Annotated in this window: 20 protein-coding genes and 1 pseudogene; 10 read left to right on the top strand and 11 right to left on the bottom strand. The window is 50.8% G+C overall.

The genetic code is table 11. The features are described 5' to 3' along the window. Positions 1-39: 39 nt before the first annotated feature. Together ACFVTB_RS07255 and ACFVTB_RS07250 are read right to left on the bottom strand one after the other, a co-directional pair. Positions 40-912: a polysaccharide deacetylase family protein gene (locus tag ACFVTB_RS07255; RefSeq protein WP_387746827.1), complete on the bottom strand. Its 873-nt coding sequence runs from the start codon at positions 910-912 to the stop codon at positions 40-42. A 302-nt stretch (positions 913-1214) separates the two neighbouring features. Further along, entirely contained in the window at positions 1215-2477 is a 1263-nt protein-coding gene (locus ACFVTB_RS07250; protein WP_387746825.1) for a methyl-accepting chemotaxis protein, read from the bottom strand. Between the two features lie 251 nt (positions 2478-2728). On the opposite strand from ACFVTB_RS07250, the gene ACFVTB_RS07245 reads away from it, so the two are divergent. Further along, entirely contained in the window at positions 2729-3136 is a 408-nt protein-coding gene (locus ACFVTB_RS07245; RefSeq protein WP_387746823.1) for an O-methyltransferase, read from the top strand. A 50-nt stretch (positions 3137-3186) separates the two neighbouring features. Here the strand turns inward: ACFVTB_RS07245 and ACFVTB_RS07240 are convergent, their stop codons facing one another. After that, positions 3187-3723, bottom strand: coding sequence for a DUF1980 domain-containing protein (locus ACFVTB_RS07240; protein ID WP_387746821.1), 537 nt, complete (start codon positions 3721-3723; stop codon positions 3187-3189). Then, positions 3720-4736 carry a permease gene (locus ACFVTB_RS07235; protein WP_387746819.1) on the bottom strand — a complete coding sequence of 339 codons (1017 nt, stop codon included), beginning with the start codon at positions 4734-4736 and terminating at the stop codon, positions 3720-3722. Before ACFVTB_RS07235 ends, ACFVTB_RS07240 begins: the two co-directional genes overlap by 4 nt. Positions 4737-5664: 928 nt before the next feature. Here ACFVTB_RS07235 and trpS point away from each other — a divergent pair. Then, positions 5665-6654 (top strand): tryptophan--tRNA ligase, encoded by a 990-nt coding sequence (trpS, locus tag ACFVTB_RS07230; protein ID WP_387746817.1) that lies wholly within the window; start codon positions 5665-5667, stop codon positions 6652-6654. A 1194-nt stretch (positions 6655-7848) separates the two neighbouring features. Here trpS and ACFVTB_RS07225 read toward each other — a convergent pair. Beyond that, the gene (locus ACFVTB_RS07225) at positions 7849-8022 is read right to left on the bottom strand and encodes a DUF5325 family protein (protein WP_387746815.1); all 174 of its coding nucleotides are present in this window, start codon (positions 8020-8022) and stop codon (positions 7849-7851) included. A gap of 136 nt (positions 8023-8158) precedes the next feature. Here ACFVTB_RS07225 and ACFVTB_RS07220 point away from each other — a divergent pair, with 136 nt between their 5' ends. Beyond that, on the top strand, positions 8159-8383 hold the full coding sequence (locus ACFVTB_RS07220; protein WP_387746813.1) for an alpha/beta-type small acid-soluble spore protein: 225 nt from the start codon (positions 8159-8161) through the stop codon (positions 8381-8383). A 174-nt stretch (positions 8384-8557) separates the two neighbouring features. On the opposite strand, the gene ACFVTB_RS07215 is transcribed toward ACFVTB_RS07220, so the two are convergent. Then, positions 8558-9544: a metal-dependent hydrolase gene (locus ACFVTB_RS07215; RefSeq protein WP_387746812.1), complete on the bottom strand. Its 987-nt coding sequence runs from the start codon at positions 9542-9544 to the stop codon at positions 8558-8560. A 151-nt stretch (positions 9545-9695) separates the two neighbouring features. Between ACFVTB_RS07215 and ACFVTB_RS07210 the strand changes: the two genes are divergently transcribed. Continuing rightward, positions 9696-9998 (top strand): hypothetical protein, encoded by a 303-nt coding sequence (locus ACFVTB_RS07210; protein ID WP_387746810.1) that lies wholly within the window; start codon positions 9696-9698, stop codon positions 9996-9998. Here the strand turns inward: ACFVTB_RS07210 and gerQ are convergent. Continuing rightward, a complete protein-coding gene (gene gerQ / locus ACFVTB_RS07205; RefSeq protein ID WP_387747044.1) occupies positions 9995-10405 on the bottom strand; it encodes a spore coat protein GerQ in 411 nt (136 codons plus the stop codon). The genes ACFVTB_RS07210 and gerQ overlap by 4 nt on opposite strands. Between gerQ and ACFVTB_RS07200 the strand changes: the two genes are divergently transcribed. Beyond that, positions 10365-10883: a pentapeptide repeat-containing protein gene (locus ACFVTB_RS07200; RefSeq protein ID WP_387747053.1), complete on the top strand. Its 519-nt coding sequence runs from the start codon at positions 10365-10367 to the stop codon at positions 10881-10883. The genes gerQ and ACFVTB_RS07200 overlap by 41 nt on opposite strands. A gap of 122 nt (positions 10884-11005) precedes the next feature. On the opposite strand, the pseudogene ACFVTB_RS07195 reads toward ACFVTB_RS07200, so the two are convergent. Further along, positions 11006-11260: pseudogene (locus tag ACFVTB_RS07195) on the bottom strand (cell wall hydrolase); the annotation flags it as partial. 262 nt (positions 11261-11522) lie between these two features. On the opposite strand from ACFVTB_RS07195, the gene cyoE reads away from it, so the two are divergent. Genes cyoE through ACFVTB_RS07180 form a run of 3 tightly spaced genes read left to right on the top strand, consistent with a single transcriptional unit; the run spans position 11523 to position 13972 of the window. After that, positions 11523-12377, top strand: a complete 855-nt coding sequence (gene cyoE / locus ACFVTB_RS07190) for a heme o synthase (protein ID WP_387746808.1) — start codon at positions 11523-11525, stop codon at positions 12375-12377. Positions 12378-12409: 32 nt separating this feature from the next. Beyond that, complete coding sequence (locus ACFVTB_RS07185) at positions 12410-13027, top strand: SCO family protein (protein ID WP_387746806.1); 618 nt, start codon at positions 12410-12412, stop codon at positions 13025-13027. Positions 13028-13033: 6 nt separating this feature from the next. Continuing rightward, entirely contained in the window at positions 13034-13972 is a 939-nt protein-coding gene (locus ACFVTB_RS07180) for an AEC family transporter (RefSeq protein ID WP_387746804.1), read from the top strand. Here ACFVTB_RS07180 and ACFVTB_RS07175 read toward each other — a convergent pair. From ACFVTB_RS07175 to ACFVTB_RS07165, 3 genes are all read right to left on the bottom strand, one after another. Next, positions 13963-14331, bottom strand: a complete 369-nt coding sequence (locus ACFVTB_RS07175) for a toprim domain-containing protein (RefSeq protein WP_387746802.1) — start codon at positions 14329-14331, stop codon at positions 13963-13965. The two genes, ACFVTB_RS07180 and ACFVTB_RS07175, sit on opposite strands and share 10 nt — an antisense overlap. Before the next feature lie 168 nt (positions 14332-14499). After that, positions 14500-14610 (bottom strand): YjcZ family sporulation protein, encoded by a 111-nt coding sequence (locus tag ACFVTB_RS07170; RefSeq protein WP_387746800.1) that lies wholly within the window; start codon positions 14608-14610, stop codon positions 14500-14502. Between the two features lie 161 nt (positions 14611-14771). Beyond that, positions 14772-15941, bottom strand: coding sequence for an MFS transporter (locus tag ACFVTB_RS07165; RefSeq protein ID WP_387746798.1), 1170 nt, complete (start codon positions 15939-15941; stop codon positions 14772-14774). Between the two features lie 158 nt (positions 15942-16099). Here ACFVTB_RS07165 and ACFVTB_RS07160 point away from each other — a divergent pair, with 158 nt between their 5' ends. Together ACFVTB_RS07160 and ACFVTB_RS07155 are read left to right on the top strand one after the other, a co-directional pair. After that, entirely contained in the window at positions 16100-16555 is a 456-nt protein-coding gene (locus tag ACFVTB_RS07160; protein ID WP_387746796.1) for a hypothetical protein, read from the top strand. 46 nt (positions 16556-16601) lie between these two features. Beyond that, positions 16602-17768, top strand: coding sequence for a transglutaminase domain-containing protein (locus ACFVTB_RS07155; protein WP_387746794.1), 1167 nt, complete (start codon positions 16602-16604; stop codon positions 17766-17768). Positions 17769-17775: the final 7 nt, after the last annotated feature.

The following is a 17775-nucleotide window of genomic DNA, read 5'->3' as shown; positions in this document are numbered from 1 at the left end:
CATGCAAGCATGAGGGGGCCGGAATACTCCTGGCTTTATTTATTTCTGCGCCTTTACCTTCGATTGAGAGAGGAGCTCCGGCAAGGTGACCAGCTCATAGCCTCTCTTTTTAAGCGAAACAATGAGCCGAGGCAGCGCCTCGATCGTACCGGTTAAGCTTTGACCGTCTCCGCCGCCGGCATGCTGCAGGACGATTGAACCTGGCTGAAGCGTCCGTTTAATGTTAAGCAATACTTTGGAGCTGGAAGGATTATTATTCCAATCGACCGAGTCAACGTCCCAATTGACGACGATAAAGCCGTTTTTTCTTGTCCATGCCACCTGAGATGCGGCTACTTCTCCGTAAGGAGGTCGAATAAAACGGGGCCGATAGCCTGTTATCCGTTTAATAATGGCATCGGTTTTCAAAATCTGCTTACGGAAGGCTTGCTCTGATAACTTCGGCAGCACTGCATGATTATAAGAGTGATTCCCTACGACATGTCCTTCGCGAACCATTCGCCGGATGAGATCCGGATGCGCGGCAGCACGATTACCGACAACGAAAAAGGTGGCGCAAACCTTATGCTGAGATAAAATGTCGAGGATGGCTGGCGTAAATCTCGGATCGGGCGCATCGTCGAACGTAAGCGCGATCCGTTTACGATTGCGAGGGCCATGCGTGACGAAAGCGCCGGGAAATTGCTTTTGCAGTCTGACCCAACTCATTTCATCAGTCGACTTTTTTTTAGCCGGTTTTGCTGCTTCGAGCATTTGAGCCTGCTCAATTGCCGTTGCATCGATGAGGGCGGTGGAAGCTCCCGCTGACGCCGGAGTAAGGCCGTTCCATGGCAGCGCATGCCAAAGCAGAAGAACGGCAATCAACGCCGCCCCTATCCGCCCTATTGAACCGCCCGATCGTATACGCCACATGAACTGATCCCCGTTTCTTGTTAAATTTCGCTCGTTCGGCTAGTATGCCCGTTTCCAAAGCACGCATCCGAGAAAACGAAGTCATGGCAAGATGAATGGTACGAATCCGTAGAGCGTCGCCATTGGGAACAGCGTTTCACTCCACAATTGAAAGAGCTCAAGCTTTAGCGCAAAAAAACATCCCGTCTCACATAAATCGTGAAACGGGATGTTTTTTTGTTCTATTTTTGGGGAACCTGCTCTCGTTTCGGAGCATCCCTTTTAGAAATCTGTTTTATGCTTCCAAACCTATCGGGCCGATCTTATTTCATTTTGAAAACTTGAATGGTCCGTTGAAGCTGCGTTGCCATATTGAGCATCCGTTCGGTTTCTTCAACGACGCCTTGTACGGAGCTGATTTGTTCATTCATGGACGCCGATACTTGCTCCGTGCCAGCGGCCGATTGCTGCGTAATGGACGAAATATTTTGTATCGCATCCGAAATTTTGCGGGCGCTTTCCAGCATCGCATCGCTTTCTTGAGCGAAGGCTGATATCTGGGTCGTAATAAACGTAACGCTTTCTACAATTTCATTGAATACCTGCTCTGACTCGCGAATTCGCTCGGTTTGAAGCTGAACGACTTCTTCATTTACCTTCATGTTCTCGATGGTATGCTTGATGCCTTGATCGATACTTTTTACCAGTTGGAATACTTGTTTGGTCGAAGAGCTTGACTCTTCGGCCAGCTTGCGCACTTCTTGCGCTACGACAGCAAAGCCTCTGCCGTGCTCACCCGCCCGTGCAGCTTCGATTGAAGCATTAAGCGACAGCAAATTGGTCTGTTCCGCGATATCGGAGATCGTCGTCGTTATGGCGGAAATACCTTGCGCCTTGCGCGCCAGCTCGGTGATCGTCTCTGATACTTTTGCGGTAGAATCCACATTGCGCTGCATAGCGTCGGCTTGCTCTTCGAGCGCCAGCCGGCCCTTATCGACCAACTGCAGCGTAAAATCGGAACGTTCGTTCATTTGTTTTGTCGAGTGTGCATAGCCGGCGACCATTTTTTCGATTTCTGAGATAGAATCGCTCATATGAGCGACATCATCGGAGATTTCGTTTGCGCCTGTAGCCAGTTCGTTCGAAGAGGCGGCAACCTGCTCCATCGCTTCTTTAATATGTGTATTCTTGTCAAAAATATTGCGGCTAGTCTCGGACACATGCTTCGTAATATTCGACGTTTCTGTCAAAATGTCGCGCAGCTTGTCCACCATGCTGTTGAACGCGAAGCCCAGTTTTCCAAGAGCGGCGTTGGATGTATCGATTTTTTGTGTGAAGTCTCCTTTGGAAATCCGGTATGCGGTGTCGGAAACATCGTCGTACAGCCCGCTGAACGATTTCTCTATAAAAGAGACGATAGGGTAGGCGATTATGGCGACAATCGCGGCAACCACGATCCCCGCGACGACGGAACCGCCTGAAAAAGAAAGCACCAGGATCATGGCAATGGCAAATATCGCTAAAATGGAATACGTTGCGAGCAATAATTTAATCCTCACAGATAACGAGTAGTACCATTGGATCATATGTAAGCGCTCCTTTATTGAGAATATCCATATTATAGCACTGGCGTAGAGATTGGTCTACGGAGTATCGACAATGTTTTACAAAAGTACGAGTCTTGACGAATTTAGGCTGTAAACAAACCTAGAAAATGAAAGAATTTTGTAAAATTATATTTATTACTATATTGCCAATTAATTGAAAATGACATATAATCGGACTTAAGAACTAGATACATACATCAAAGTAAATGGGTGGAGGGAGGAATATAAGTATGAATATGGATGCTATGCCGTTAGCTAGACAAGTGGATTACGTTTTTCGCCAGCTGGAGGAAGAATTGACGCATGCGACCGCAGGTACGGTTATGATTCACATTCGCAATAATGCGATCGGCAAGTTCGGGATGCGGCATAATCCGATTGAAAGCAAGAACGGACAAGTTGAGCATGCCGGGCAAGGAATGACGCCGCTGCAGGTGCAAGCTTTTCGAAAGCTGGCTATCGATGCATTGAAACTTAGGCGCAATTGGACGCACGGCGAGATCGTGTATGATTTCGCAGTCAGGCCAAGCGCTGGAACATGGTCGGCTAGCATCTGTTATGAATCGAATTACAACACGTCTAATTGGAATCACCGTTATCAGCCGAAGCATCCTTCTGCCTCGGAATGGGACAAGTAACGGCGCAGAAACCCCCGACTCCAGCTCTGGAATCGGGGGTTTCTGCGTCGTTAAGGATGGTGGTGGCCGTGATTGAAATGAACGTGTTCCTCCAGCCAAGCAGTCGTTTCTTTATCGAGGGCGGGAGTGAAGAAGCCCAACAGCAGCGGTAGCAGAAACAAGAAATAAATAAAAACACTTTTCCAATTAATGTTATTCGTAGGGCTGTGGTCATGCTGGTTGTTTTTGTCGGAATGATCGCCTATCTGACCAACACAACCGTAATTATGATGGCCGTCGTCTAAAGAATGATTGCAGTAGTCGTGATTGTAGAGATGATCAGCGTGATTGTGGTTATGGTGATTATGATGGTGGTGGTGGCCGTCTTCCATGCCGCAACCGCAGCTGGCGGAATGATTATTCGTCGATTTCGAAGAGGCCGTGTAGGCTTGATGAAAGGCGAATGCGAGAAGAATAAAAGAGCTAACGCGGATCAGCGGCTCCAACCAACCTGCGGCGAGTAGGGGAAGTTGACCTGAGTAATCCAAATATACGATTAGCAGGGCAAAGCCGGCCAGCAGAGCGGCTTTTATCCAATTATGAGTCATAACGCCGCCTCCATTAAAGCCGCTCCAGCCAACACAAGAACGAACGCTCCCAGCGCAACGGCCAACACGATTTTCGTCCGGAAAGCGGAAAGCAGCATGAGCATATTTTTAATATCGATCATTGGACCAAAGACGAGGAAAGCAAGCAGTGGTCCCGCTGAGAAAATACCTGTAAAGCTCGAAGCGATAAATGCATCCGACGTGGAGCAAATTGAAAGCAGGAAAGCGAAGCCCATCATGAATGGATACGCAAGTACTGGCTGATCGGCAATAGCGGACAGCGCTTCTCGATCGACAAAGCTCTGCATCATCGCAGTGAGCAGTGCACCAATAATCAAATACTTGCCCATATCGAATAGTTCCTCCGAAGCATGACCGATCGTGCCAGACAGGCGTGAACGAAAACGAACCGGTTTTGGACCAGTTGAGCCGTGTGTGGCCTGAGAATGAGGCAGCACTGCAAGCTTCACTTGCTCCTTCAGCAAGTTGCCTTTCGTGAACCTATAGATCAACAAGCCGATGACGGTAGCGACTAGGAAGGCTATTCCCATCCGACTGTATGCGATGGCGGGGGTGGAACGAAAAGCGGCGTATGTTGATAGAAACACGACCGGATTGACGATCGGTCCGGCAAGTAAATAAACGATGCCGATATAAGCGGGCATTCCTTTTCGGATGAGCCGCCTTACAACGGGTATCATGCCGCACTCGCAAAGCGGGAACAGCAAACCGAGCAAGCCGCCGAACACCACCCCGATGAATGGATTTCGAGGCATAATTTTTGCGATTAGTTCATCTGATACGAACATTTGAAGGAGGGCGGAGAATAGAACGCCGATTAGAATGAATGGAAAAGCTTCCAGAAGAATGCGGAGAAACAGCAGTTTGAACAGCTGTAAATCCGGTGAGCCGAGCGCTGCTAAAGTATGCGATTCACCTGATAAAATGAGGCTAAGCATAACAAGGCACCCTACGCCCAGCAAGAGCGTTCCGAGCCGAAACAACAATTTCATTCGAGCCAGTCCCCTTTTTGCTTGCTAGCTTGTAATAGCCGATAAATTTGCACCGAGTGCAATCCATGAGATACAGAGCGCCAACCATGTGCAAACAGAGTGAAACCTATACGCACATTGAGTGCATACGCAAACTGAGCGCAAACCGAGAAAACTAGGCATAAACCGCGAATCCCATGCGCAAACCGAGCGCAACCCTATGCGCAAAATGAGCGAGTACTTGGGCAAGCAAGTGCAACCGATGAGCAAACCGAGCGCAACCCATGCATATACCGAGCGTAACTCATTAGTAAATGGAGCGAATCCCGTGGGCAAACCGAGTGCAAATCATGCTCAAATCGAGGGGATACCATGAAAAAGCCATGGGGTAACCCGAGCATAACCCATGCATACACGAGAAACCTATGACAAACCGAGCGCAACTCATACTCAAACCAAATGCAAACCATGCACATTTTTTTTGTAGCTTGTTTGCGGCAGTTTGACTGTATAGATTTCCTTCCAGTCTATGCATGTCCGTATACGAATAGGACAACTTTTAAACGGAATTAGGGGCGATTCATCTTCTTGACTTTAGGAGGCTCGGCGTTATAATGAGGGTAACGCGTTGATGGGAACAAGTAAGCTTGAGGCGTTTATGCGAGCAGAGAGCCGGTGGGTGGTGCGAACCGGAGCAAGCCTTAAGCCGAATGGATCCTGGAGTGGAGTGCGGAACGCGGCAATCGGTGCCGCCAATGCATCCCGGCTGTTCCCCGTTATGGAACCAAAGAGGCTTTGCCGACTTTTCGTCCCCGACCGATTCGGGTTTACGAACAAGACGGCGATAGCGAATTAGGGTGGCACCACGGTCCTTCGTCCCTTTGCGGCGAAGGCTTTTTTGCGTTCGCCAATCATTATCGGTCCAGATTTATTAAAGGAGAGATATTAGATGGGTAAAGTATTATCGGGTATTCAACCGAGCGGACAATTAACTATAGGGAATTACATCGGCGCGCTCCAAAACTTCGTCAAACTACAGCATACTGAAGAATGCTTCTTTATGGTTGTCGACATGCACGCCATCACAGTGCCGCAGGAGCCTGCAGCATTGCGCGAGCAATCGGAAGCGGTAGCCGCTTTGTTTATTGCGGCAGGCATCGATCCATCCAAAGCAAACGTCTTTATGCAGTCGCATGTTCCTGCACATGCGGAGCTGGGTTGGATGTTGACGACGCTCACCAATATGGGCGAATTGGAGCGAATGACGCAATTTAAAGATAAATCAGCTGGCAAAGAATCGGTAGGCGCAGGCTTGTTCGTGTATCCTTCTTTGATGGCAGCCGATATTTTGATCTACAACGCTGATCTCGTACCGGTCGGAGACGACCAGAAGCAGCATTTGGAATTGACCCGCGATTTGGCTCAACGGTTCAACCATCGGTTTGGTGATTACTTCACGCTTCCTAAGCCGTATATTCCAGAAGTGGGCGCAAGAATTATGGGGCTTGACGACGCCAGCAAGAAAATGAGCAAAAGCAGCTCTAATCCAGGCAGCTTCATTACGTTGCTCGATCCGCCCGACGTTGTCCGCAAGAAGATTAGCCGGGCGACGACCGACTCCGGCCGCGAAGTGAAGTTCGATCCGGCGAATAAGCCGGAGATCAGCAACTTGATGGGCATTTACGCACATTGCTCCGGCCTGACGCTGGCGGAGATCGAGGCACGTTATGAAGGGCAAGGTTATGGGCCGTTCAAGAAAGAGCTAGCCGAGCATGTCGTTGCGGTTCTGGAACCGCTGCAAGCCCGGTACAATGAAATTCGCAGCTCCGGCGAAATTCATCAGATCTTGAAGCGGGGTGCTGAGCGTGCAGCGGAAGTTGCGAACAAAACAGTAGCCGATGTGAAAGAAAAAATGGGCTTCCTCGCTCCGAGAGCTTAATTGTTTGGTTTTTCGGCTGTGAGAAGCATTTAGAGCAACCACGTCAATTGGTAACTAAGGTGTGCGAAGCGCGAATACGTTGCGGGTAAGGTTCTGTAAGGCTCAAAAGCGCCTTACGGCGGCAAAATGTGGCAGCGACGATGCTGTAAGGCTCGAAAGCGCCTTACGGCGGCAAAATGTGGCAGCGACAATGCTGAAAGGCTCGAAAGCGCCTTACAGAAGCAAAAATGTGACAGCGACGACGCTGTAAGGCTCGAAAGCGCCTAACAGAAGCAAAAATGCCGCAGCGAAGGCGCTGTAAGGCTCGAAAGCGCCTTACAGAAGCAAAAACGCCGCAGCGACGGCGCTGTAAGGCTCGGAAGCGCCTTACAGCAGCAAAAACGCCGCAGCGAACGGCGCTGTAAGGCTCGAAAGCGACTTACAGCGGCAAAAATGTGACAGCGACGACGCTGTAAGGCTCGAAAGCGCCTTACAGCAGCAAAAACGCCGCAACGACGACGCTGTAAGGCTCGAAAGCGCCTTACAGAAGCAAAAACGCCGCAGCGAAGGCGCTGTAAGGCTCGAAAGCGCCTTACAGCAGTAAAAATGCCGCAGCGACGGCGCTGTAAGGCTCAGAAGCGCCTTACAGAAGCAAAAACGCCGTAGCGATGGCGCTGTAAGGCTCGAAAGCGCCTTACAGAAGCAAAAACGCCGCAGCGACGGCGCTGTAAGGTAGCTGAGAAGCCACCGTAAGACGTAAAACCGTCTTACAACGGCGAAAAAGTAGCTGAGAAGCCTCTGTAAGACGTAAAACCGTCTTACAGAGGTAAAAAATTAGCTGAGAAGCCGCTGTAAGACGTAAAACCGTCTTACAGAGGTAAAAAAGTAGCTGAGAAGCCACCGTAAGACGGAAAACCGTCTTACAGAGGCAAAAAAGTAGCTGAGAAGTCGCTGTAAGACGTAAAACCGTCTTACAGAGGCGAAAAAGTAGCTGAGAAGCAGCTGTAAGACGTAAAACCGTCTTACAGAGGCAAAAAAGTAGCTGAGAAGCAGCTGTAAGACGTAAAACCGCGTTACAGCAGCAAAAAAGTAGCTGAGAAGCCGCGTAAGCCGCAATACAGCCATACCCACTTACAGAGGCGCAATTCCATACCAAAAATCAAAAAGCCCCGACTGGCCATTCACTTCATGGCCAGTCGGGGCTTTTTCCGATGCTTACTCCGCACGGCGGCGCAATCTTGCTTTTACGATAAAACCGCTGCCGATCATCAAAATCGATAAAATACCAAACAGAGCGGCAAACCAGCCGTTGATCGAAATCGAGACCGCGGTAGCGAGCATGAGCACGACGGACAAAACGGCAAATAGCAGAGATAGAGGTTTGGACATGGCGTATCGTTTCTCCTTTTTTAAAACCGGTAATTTAAAAAATTGCGGAAAGAAGCATAGTTTGCAATGGAGTGAGCATAATAAGCTTGCAAGCTTGCAAAACACAAAGTTCCTATACTGAAAGGAGATTTTCCGCATGGCTAGCAACAGAAGCAGTAATCAACTGGTGGTTCCTCAAGCACAACAAGCACTGAATCAAATGAAATTGGAAGCAGCCCAAGAGCTGGGCGTACAAATTCCGGCCGACGGCTACTATGGCAATGTATCGACTCGCGATGCAGGTTCTTTAGGCGGATACATCACTAAAAAGCTTGTCCAAATCGCCGAGCAACAATTGTCCGGTTCGAGCAACTTCCGTTAATCGCTTTTTATACACAAAGAATAGCCATAGGCTCAAGGGAAACCTTGAGCTTTTTGCTGTTTCTGGAAATCGATCAGCGCGGCAAAAAGAAAAGCCCCTTCTTATTGTGCGACGGGGCTTTTCTGAAGTCAATCCCAATTGCGTTATCTCCAAAAGATGACTGAACCGTAATGTTCAATAAGTGTTCATCCGCAGCCGCTTCGTCAAACGTTCGTCGCTAAGCCAGCCTACGTATGAGCCAACCGTCTTATATTCCCGATCCATCAGCAAAACGCCGACAAAAGGGTACTGTTTGCGATGCCGATAGCGGACGTCGGACCAGCGTACCTCATAACCCCATTCATGCTCTTTCACATCGGCGCAGGCGAATTTGGTAAAATAGAGAAAGGAGCGGATAGCCGGGTCGTTTTGCGATTTCGCTACGGCCGGATGATCGGAGCATGTCGCTTTGTCGAGCCAGCGCAGATTTCCTCCACGCAAATCTCCAATATGAAAGGTGCCGTCCTCCGTCCGCTTCACGATGTTCCAGTTTGCCAATGAAATAGTCGGAATGACGATAGTGGCATCCGTTGGCTTGCGATACGGATCAAGCTTCGAAACCGCCCGCATCGTCGCCCGTTGGGCAACCGTTCGCCAAATAAAATAAACGGCGGTGAATGCGTAAAGAAGCGAGAAGAGGAGAGCAGGAGACGCAGCTCCGATCGCCCACAGAACAATAGCCCCGACATGAGTAGCGAAAATGACCGGATCGAAAATATGGATAATGTTCCATGATATCCATTTATCCGTGAAAGGCCGCATAGCCTGCGTGCCATAAGCATTGAACAAATCGGTAAGCACGTGTACGCACACGGACAGCAGCACCCAGCCGCCTACATGCAGCCAAGGAAGGCTGCCTCGGTAAAAGAGCTGCAGCAGTCCGGTAATTAGTATGGTCCAGATGGCAATCGCCGGCAGCGAATGCGAAATGCCGCGATGGTTGCGGATATAGCTGGCGTTTCCTTTTAAACGCAAAAAAGTATCGAAATCCGGCGCCTGTGAGCCAACGACTGTTCCAATTAATACGGCCATATGAATGGACGGGTTGGCGGCAACGACGGGATCGACGGCGGCAAGCCCAGCTAGACCGATGCCCATGACAAGATGTGTGCCTGTATCCACAGTGTATTATCCTCCTCTTTCGTTAGCGATGCCGGATGGTGGATGGAACGAGCGGCACCCAAGACTTTAAATGTAGTATCAACGAAGAAGAACGACTTTATCAAAAACAGCGCCATCGCATATATGGCAATAAGCAAAGGGAGAAGTGGAGATGCAAGCGATTTGTTTTGCCGAATACCGGATTGAAGACAGGCACCGGGATACTTATTTGGCCTATACGGCCAAGCTGTTGGAGAAAACGGCTGGCGTCCATTTATATGAAGGAACAGATCAAATCAACCTGTTCGTGGAAATATGGCATGCTGTCGACGAGAAGGAGGCTGAGCAGATAAAAAAAGAACGCTGCGCCGAGCGTTCTCCATGGTATCGCATAGCCGAATGGATTCCCGGCGGAGCGGATAAAATGCATGTGTGGACTTTCAAGCCGGCAGCTTTGCCATCCGAAGACCGTTAGTTCTCGCGGCTGCCCGATATTGGCGTCGTATTCGTGACAACGCCGCCTTCAAAAGGATATTCGTAGTTAATGGGGCCGTCAAAGGTTACATAATCGAGGTTCAGCATGAGCAGCAAATAGCGCATGCCGGTCGAAGGATCGCTGATGATGATATGGTCGCGTCCAGCCGCTTCGATGACTCCGCGGAAAATTTTCGCATTCCATTCGCGATTGTTTTCGTAGGTCATATAGAAAGTGCCGACTTTGCCGCGGTTCAAACGGAGGATGTTCTCAACGTAGGATTCTTCGGCAACTGGTACGGCGACGATATTGCCGCCTCCTTGCGTGATAAAAGAACCGCTTGGCACGCTAGGTACGCCAGTCGGCATGGATTGGACGCCCATTACGCCAGCATGGGACATTGGCATATTCGGCCCGACGGCTGCAGGCATCATTTTCGGCCCTACGTTCGAAGGCATTACCATGTTTGGCCCTACGTTCGAAGGCATTACCATGTTTGGCCCTACGTTCGAAGGCATTACCATGTTCGGTCCTACGTTCGAAGGCATTACCATGTTCGGCCCTACGTTCGAAGGCATTACCATGTTTGGTCCTACGTTCGAAGGCATCACCATGTTTGGTCCTACGTTCGAAGGCATCACCATGTTTGGTCCTACGTTCGAAGGCATCACCATGCTTGGTCCTATGCTCGAAGGCATCACCATCTTCGGTTCTACGCTCGAAGGCATGACCATTTTCGGTGCCACACTGGCAGGCAGCGTCTTGCTTGGTTCGGCACTGGCCGGGAGCACGGCCGATTTGTTCGGTCCTGTGCTAGCGGGCAGCGTCTGCGCGCCGTATCCGCCGTATCCTCCCGTGTTGGCCGGACTGACCGGCCCATTGTAACCATAACCACCATAACCGTTAGACATTATGTTGCTCCTCGCTTTCGTTTATGCAAATTAATGGAATGCCTTGATGCCTATCAGCGGTAAACGCTCGGACAATCTGCCGATGTCGGAAAAAGAAGCAATGCAGATATCGCTTTCCCGAGCTTTCTGATAGAAGTAACCCTTCTGCGTAGCTTCGAAACCTCCAGGGCTTTGATAGACCATTTGCGGAATAGAACGAATATTTTTGAAATCGAGGCAGTTGCCCAGAACGCGCTTAACGCCGACGTTGCCGATCATCAGCATGCCCAATTCGCCTTCTCCTTCGGTCTCTGCTCTCATTAGCCTGGCAAGCATTTTGGTATCTTCGGAATTGGATTTGATGACTGCCATAAGGTTAGAGCGTTCCCTTCCTTTCGCAATCTTTGCCGGTTGGCATTACCTCAAGCGCTAGGCATCAAACTACATAGACATCATATTGTGCGCCCGCCCAAAGGGTTCCAAATTATTTGTCACAATTTGAATGGCGAATTGATGAACAATGGGCTCGAACGTTGTCATTGTTATATTTTTTAGGTATGATTAAGAACGATTCAACAACGAAATGTTAAGGACGCGTCAGCGTCTTGCTGCATAATTTAGGAGGCATTGCAACGTGTTGGAAGACTTAATCGCAATAACAAAACCAAAGCTCCTAAGGCTCAACGTGTTTGCCGCCATCGGCGGCTTCTGGGTTGCTTCCAAATGGCATATCGATTGGTTGACGCTGCTCTGGGTCGTACTGGGGACAACGCTCACCATTGCGTCGGGATGCGTCATCAACAATTATTGGGATCGTGAGCTGGATTTGAAAATGGAGCGGACGAAGAACCGCCCGCTGCCGACTGGCCGACTGACACCGAACTTTGTGCTCGGATACGGCATCGTTCTTGGCATTGTCGGACTGGCTATTCTGTTTTTGCTCGTCAACCCGCTTACCGGTTGGCTTGGATTTCTCGGATGGTTTGTTTATGTCATCATCTATACGATGTGGCTGAAGCGGACTTCGACTTGGAACACATCCATCGGCGGCATTTCGGGAGCGATGCCTCCCGTACTCGGCTATTGCGCTGTAACGAATGAAGTGGATGCTGGAGCTTGGCTGCTTTTTATTTTCTTATTTTTATGGCAGCCGCCGCATTTCTGGTCGCTTGCGATTCGTCGGGTGGAGGAATACCGGGCTGCCGGCTTTCCAATGCTGCCGGTCGTGAAAGGGATCAAACGGACCAAGCTGCAAATGATTCCTTACGTCGTGCTGCTTATCCCGACTTGCATACTAATGTATGTATACGGTTATGTCGGCATCGTATTTCTTATCGTATCCATTCTGTGCGGCGTCATTTGGGCGGTACAAACGATTCAAGGCATGAAAGCCAAGGACGACGAGAAGTGGGCGAAAGTAAATTTCCTTATTTCCGTCAATTATTTGATGGTCGTCTTCATCGTCATGATGGCCAACACGATAAAGTAATGTAGCGTTAATTTCGGAGAGGAAGATAACGAATGGCATTTTTACGGAAGCATAGCTTTAAAATCGCCGTACTTGCGCTTTGCGCGGCAATGGGCATTTATTTGTTAATTACCAATCTCTCGCAAAACGATGAGAAGATGCCGATTCAAAAAGCGGCGCCCGCATTCGAGCTGTCCGATATCGACGGCAATGAGGTATCGCTCGCTTCGACTAACGGCAAAGCGCGCCTCGTCTATTTCTACTTCGCGAACTGCCCGGATGTCTGTCCACCGACGACGTTCTTGCTGTCGGAGACGCAGGATTTGCTCGAAAAGAAAGGCGTGCTTGGAAAAAGCGCGGAGATGATTTCCATTACGTTCGATCCGGAACGGGATACGCCGGAAGTCATCCGGGCGTTTGCCGAGCGTAATTTCGCGGAGCCGAATAACGGCTGGCGGTTTTTGCGCGGCGAAGGAGACGCTACCATCCAACTGGCTCAGGATTTTGGAGTCGGCGTGAAGAAGGACGAAGTGAATAAATCGTTTATTCATTTCAATACGATCACTCTCGTCGATAAGGACGGTCAAATTCGCAAATGGATTAACGGCAGCGACGAAAATTTGACGCCGGAGATGCTGGCCGACGATTTGATCCGACTGGCGAAGGAATAAGCGAACGTGGATATTTTCTTTCATATTTTATGGAGCAATATATTGCCGCTGACATTGATGATTTTAGTAGGATTCACAATGCAGCGGCTTTTTTCTTTGGATATCCGAACGCTTTCGAAGCTGAATTTTTTCGTGTTTTCCCCGGCCGTTATATTTAAGCTCCTTTATACGACGGATATTTCCGTCTCCTTAATCGGCAAGGTACTGCTGTTTGTCGCCGTATTTCTTGGATTGCAATGGGTAGTCGTAGAGGCGGCCATTCGGTTGCGAAAACTGCAGGGAGGAATGCGGGGGGCGATGCGCAACAGCGTGCTTTTCTACAACAGTGCCAATTACGGCATACCGCTCAACCAGCTCGCTTTTGCCGGCAATCCGTACACGTTGTCCGTTCAAATCATGGTGATGGTTACGCAATCGCTGCTTCCCAATACATACGGCATATACAGCGTCAACGCGCACAAGCTCCATTGGCGCGAAACTGTAAGGACCATTTTGTCCCAGCCGATTATTTACGTTATTCCGCTTGCCTTCGCGCTGAACGGCATGGAGGTAACGCTGCCGAAGTCGGTCGAGACTCCGATCAACTACCTTGCAGACGCCTTTATCGGCACTGCTTTGCTGACGCTAGGCGTTCAACTGGGCAGCATGAAATGGAATATTCGGCGGTCGCTGTTCATGAATGTTTTGCTTTCCAATTTTTTAAGACTGGCTGCCGGACCAGCGCTTGCCGCCTTTACCGTATGGGCAATCAGTCATTGGATCGAGATCGACCGGATGATGGCGGCGGCGCTGATTGTCTCGTCGGCCGTACCGACTTCACTAAGCAGCGTGCTGCTTGCGGTCGAGTTCGACAACGAACCGGAATTTGCTTCACAGGCCGTATTTTTGTCCACGTTGGTCAGCATTGTCACGGTAACCGTCGTTATTTATTTGGTTCATATTTGATCGTCCTTGCTCCATTCGGCGGCGGGCTTTGGGTAGCGGATATGCTCCTCGAGGCCCGCCTTTTCAAATTGCTCGATTAAGTATTCCTCAGGCGTATGCTCGACGCCGGAATAACCGCGTCTAGTATAGATATGGTCGGCGTCGGGAAACAGATCGCTCAGCATGCCGCGAATCCGCTTGCCCGACGAATCGTTGTCGGTGAATATGTAGACTTGCATTCCTGCCGTTTGCTTGCGCAGCCGATCCAGCTGATCCGGCCCGGGCGTTCCGAAGGTGCAATAGACAGGAATGTCCTCGTGCAGCACTTTCCGGATACGGCTCCGGTCGTTTTTTCCTTCTACAATAATGGCAATATCCACGTTGCGACCTCCGTCTGCGTAGCTTCAAGAAGAGGACAGCCAATAGAGAAGATGGTGTCCTATTAGCCAATAGTGTATCAGTAATCGGCCGTTAAAAAAAGCGATCCCGCCGCTCATGGAAGCGGCAGGATCGCTTATCGGTTTTTGTTGAACCTTTGATTGTCGTTATTAGCACCAAGCGCAGGCGATAATGACAAGCAAGATAAACAGAACAAGGATTAGCGCTATGTTAGAACCATGATGATGGCCGTGACGGGCGGCATCAACTGTTTGCGACATCGATGAGTCACCCCTCTCTTTTCAAGTTTGATGCGCAAGGTCGGCAAGGCTGATCGCCGCATTACATTTTCCATATGCAAACGCGATTCTCCACCAAGCTCGCTTTGGCCTTTTGACAATGTAGTATATGTGCCGGGGTGGCAATAGCCTTGTGCGAACACCTATTTTAATGAAAAATGGGTGTTTGTCGGTAAGCCTCTTTTTCGATGGAAGGGCAGCACGGTAGCGGCAATCATTAAAGCGAGAAAAGCCAAATAATACGGCGACAAATGGTCACGGAGCTGTCCAGCCAGCATCGGACCGATAAAAGCGCCGATCGAATAAGCGATGGACAGCACAGAGAACGTTCGGCCGTATCTGGCCCCGCCGCTAAGCTCGATGAGCAGCGTCGGGATAGCCGGAATGATGACGCCTTTCGCCATGCCGACAAGAAGCAGCGCTAGTGCGATCGGCATATAAGGACCGGATGCGAGCATGAAGTAGACAAGTCCCAGTGCGACGGAGCCCCATAACGTCCGGTAAAAGGAGGAAACTCGGTTCAGAAACAGCATACTGAGCGTAATAAGGGCGCCAATACTGACGACAGAGAAGAGCAGGCCTGTCGTCAGCATCGCTTCTTTCGTTTGCGCCATAAGCGGCAGCTCGAAGGAAAGGATGCCCTGCGCGCAACTGGTGGCAATCGGCAGGACGAAGACGAGCCAAGGAATCGGTGTGCCGGCATCTGCAACTGCCGAAGGGATGGCCGCCGGAGCCGGCGCTGCGGGCTTTGCGGCAGCGGCCGTCGCCGGAATATCACGTACGAAGAAAAGGGAACAAACGGCGGTCACGATCAAAATCCAGCCCAGTACATAGAAAGCGGTCGTGAAGCCGATCTTGGCGACCAGAAAAGCGCCTGCGGCAGGGGAAATGACGGTGGCCAGCGTATGCACGAGTCCGTTGCCGGCCATCAGCTTCCCTTGTTCCTCCCGGTTGCTGGTCATTCGAGCGAGCAGCGCCAGACAGGCGGGAGAAAGAAACGCCAGCACGAATCCGCTGATGGAACGGATGGTAAGGAGCTGCCAAGGGTTCGTCACATAAGATTGAAACAGCAGCAGCACGCCGGCTCCCATCAGGCTGAAGAAAATGAATAGCTTGCTGCCATAGCGGTCAACGCCATACCCGGCCATCAGATTGCCGGGGAGGTGAGTAATCGAATACATGCCCATCATCAATCCGATAAAAGAAGGAGCGGCCCCGAGAGAGATCGCGAACGGCGTCAAAATCGGGTATTGCGCATGCAGATCGAAAAAGGCGACAAAAAGAAACAAATAAAGCCATAATGCCGTTTTCACGTCCGGAACCCCCTTGCGTAACTTCATAGTCTACTTGTACGTAAAAGGAGGACAGGATATGTCTAGTCCAATAGACCTGCCACGTTTACGGTAGATTATGGGTGGGGTATAATGTTTGATAATGAGGGTACGCTCGCGTTATAATAGGGGGGATTGGGTTGGATTTTTTGAATTTCTCGAATTATGATTGGAACACCTGGACTACGTTTCTGAAAGAGCATTGGATCGTTCTGGCTGTGGCGCTCGTCGTCCTGCTGCTCGTAATCGGCATTGTGAAGACGGTTTTGAGATGGGCGCTTGTCGCTGTGATCGTCGTCGGTATTGTCGTGTATAGCGGGTACAGCATGGACGATTTGAAGGCAATCGGGACGAAAGTAGCCGACAGCGTGAAGCAGGAAGCGGTCACGGCGATGGTCGGCGAAGTGGAGAAGGCGACGTTTGCAACCAATTCGGACGGTTCTTTTACGGTGAAGACGGACAATTTGGAGTTGAAAGGCAAGCCGGGAAGCGGCGAAGTGTCCGTATCTTTCCGCAATGCGCCGCTCGGAACGTGGAAAATTGACGATACGATACAGAGATTGATCGACGAAGCGAAGCAAAATAGTAAAGCGTAAGCGGCGAGAAGCAGTTACGCCGAGGAACGGTAAGGAGGGGAACGGCATGACAAACGGTCTAGGATGGGACTCCACGCTGGAGCCGATCGCGATTGTCGTTCTCCTGCTGCTGCTTGGCTCGCTCTTGCAAGGGATGAGAAGAGGCGCATCGGGTTCAGCGAAGCGTCTTTTCTTCTTTTTATGGGACGCCGTCTCGCTGGTGGTTTGCCTGCTCGTTGCCTGGAAAGCAGCCGGAGCGTTGTCGAGTCCGGCGGCCGAATGGCTGACACGGGCGGTACAAGTGCCGGAAGGCGCGCTAAGCGGGTGGCAAAATTATTGGTACACGCTGGTTACTGGCCTTAGAGATTTTTCGCTGCTGCGTTTCGCCGTTTTGTTCTTGCTTACCTATGTGCTGCTTCGTCTGATCGTCTCTGCGCTGCTGACGCCGCTTGCAGGCCTGCTTCTGGCCGGGACGGGCCGCCAGCGTTCGGAAGGACGCCACGCTGCGTCCGTCATTCCCGGCAGTCGGGCGGCAAGTCGCGCAGCGGGAGCGGCGCTTGGTGCGGTGCACGGGGCCGGCCGCGCTTTCGTATTTATAGCGGTGCTGTTCGTATATGTATCGCTCGTACCGAATGGCTGGCTGGTCGGTGATATTAAGAAGTCGCCGCTTTACAACGAAGCGGCAGCCGTCCTGGAACCGGTCGCAGGCGACATACTGGCCGGACAAGGCCCGGTGCTGGCCGAGGCGGTGCAAGCCGAATTCCGCAAGGTGCTGCAGCGCAAATACGAGCTAATCGATGCAAATATTCCAGACGATATCGGACAAGCGGCGCTTGAAGTGACGAAGGGAAAGTCGGACGAGGAAGCGAAGGCGCGGGCTCTGTACGACTGGCTGGGTACTAGAATCGCTTACGACTGGGATAAGGCCAACAATTATGTGGAGCAGGGAGTCTGGAAGGAACAGACGCCTAGCGATACGTTTCGGACGAGGATAGGCGTATGTATCGATACCGCAAGGTTGTATGCCGTTATGGCAAGAGCGGCTGGCTTGGATGTGCGGGTCGTGACCGGACTTGGCGCCGACGGGCGCGGAGGCTACGGGCCGCACGCCTGGAACGAGGTGCGGGTCGGCGGCGAGAACGGCTTTTGGATTCCGCTGGACGCGACATGGGCCTCGTCGGGCGATTGGTTTAACCCGCCCGGCTTTGACAAAACACATATTCGGGAAGCTTAGCCTTCTC

The organism is Paenibacillus sp. NPDC058071 (assembly GCF_042885235.1).
Taxonomy (GTDB): domain Bacteria; phylum Bacillota; class Bacilli; order Paenibacillales; family Paenibacillaceae; genus Pristimantibacillus.
The sequence above is the reverse complement of the archived record's forward strand: the minus strand, read 5'-3'. Positions and strand labels throughout refer to the sequence as shown.

Excerpts from the sequence above, each read along its gene's own strand:
- ACFVTB_RS07255 (WP_387746827.1), bottom strand. The coding sequence starts at position 912 with ATGTGGCGTATACGATCGGGCGGTTCAATAGGGCGGATAGGGGCGGCG.
- ACFVTB_RS07250 (WP_387746825.1), bottom strand. The coding sequence starts at position 2,477 with ATGATCCAATGGTACTACTCGTTATCTGTGAGGATTAAATTATTGCTC.
- ACFVTB_RS07245 (WP_387746823.1), top strand. The coding sequence starts at position 2,729 with ATGAATATGGATGCTATGCCGTTAGCTAGACAAGTGGATTACGTTTTT.
- ACFVTB_RS07240 (WP_387746821.1), bottom strand. The coding sequence starts at position 3,723 with ATGACTCATAATTGGATAAAAGCCGCTCTGCTGGCCGGCTTTGCCCTG.
- ACFVTB_RS07235 (WP_387746819.1), bottom strand. The coding sequence starts at position 4,736 with ATGAAATTGTTGTTTCGGCTCGGAACGCTCTTGCTGGGCGTAGGGTGC.
- trpS (WP_387746817.1), top strand. The coding sequence starts at position 5,665 with ATGGGTAAAGTATTATCGGGTATTCAACCGAGCGGACAATTAACTATA.
- ACFVTB_RS07225 (WP_387746815.1), bottom strand. The coding sequence starts at position 8,022 with ATGTCCAAACCTCTATCTCTGCTATTTGCCGTTTTGTCCGTCGTGCTC.
- ACFVTB_RS07220 (WP_387746813.1), top strand. The coding sequence starts at position 8,159 with ATGGCTAGCAACAGAAGCAGTAATCAACTGGTGGTTCCTCAAGCACAA.
- ACFVTB_RS07210 (WP_387746810.1), top strand. The coding sequence starts at position 9,696 with ATGCAAGCGATTTGTTTTGCCGAATACCGGATTGAAGACAGGCACCGG.
- ACFVTB_RS07200 (WP_387747053.1), top strand. The coding sequence starts at position 10,365 with ATGGATTGGACGCCCATTACGCCAGCATGGGACATTGGCATATTCGGC.
- gerQ (WP_387747044.1), bottom strand. The coding sequence starts at position 10,405 with ATGCCAATGTCCCATGCTGGCGTAATGGGCGTCCAATCCATGCCGACT.
- ACFVTB_RS07185 (WP_387746806.1), top strand. The coding sequence starts at position 12,410 with ATGGCATTTTTACGGAAGCATAGCTTTAAAATCGCCGTACTTGCGCTT.
- ACFVTB_RS07170 (WP_387746800.1), bottom strand. The coding sequence starts at position 14,610 with ATGTCGCAAACAGTTGATGCCGCCCGTCACGGCCATCATCATGGTTCT.
- ACFVTB_RS07155 (WP_387746794.1), top strand. The coding sequence starts at position 16,602 with ATGACAAACGGTCTAGGATGGGACTCCACGCTGGAGCCGATCGCGATT.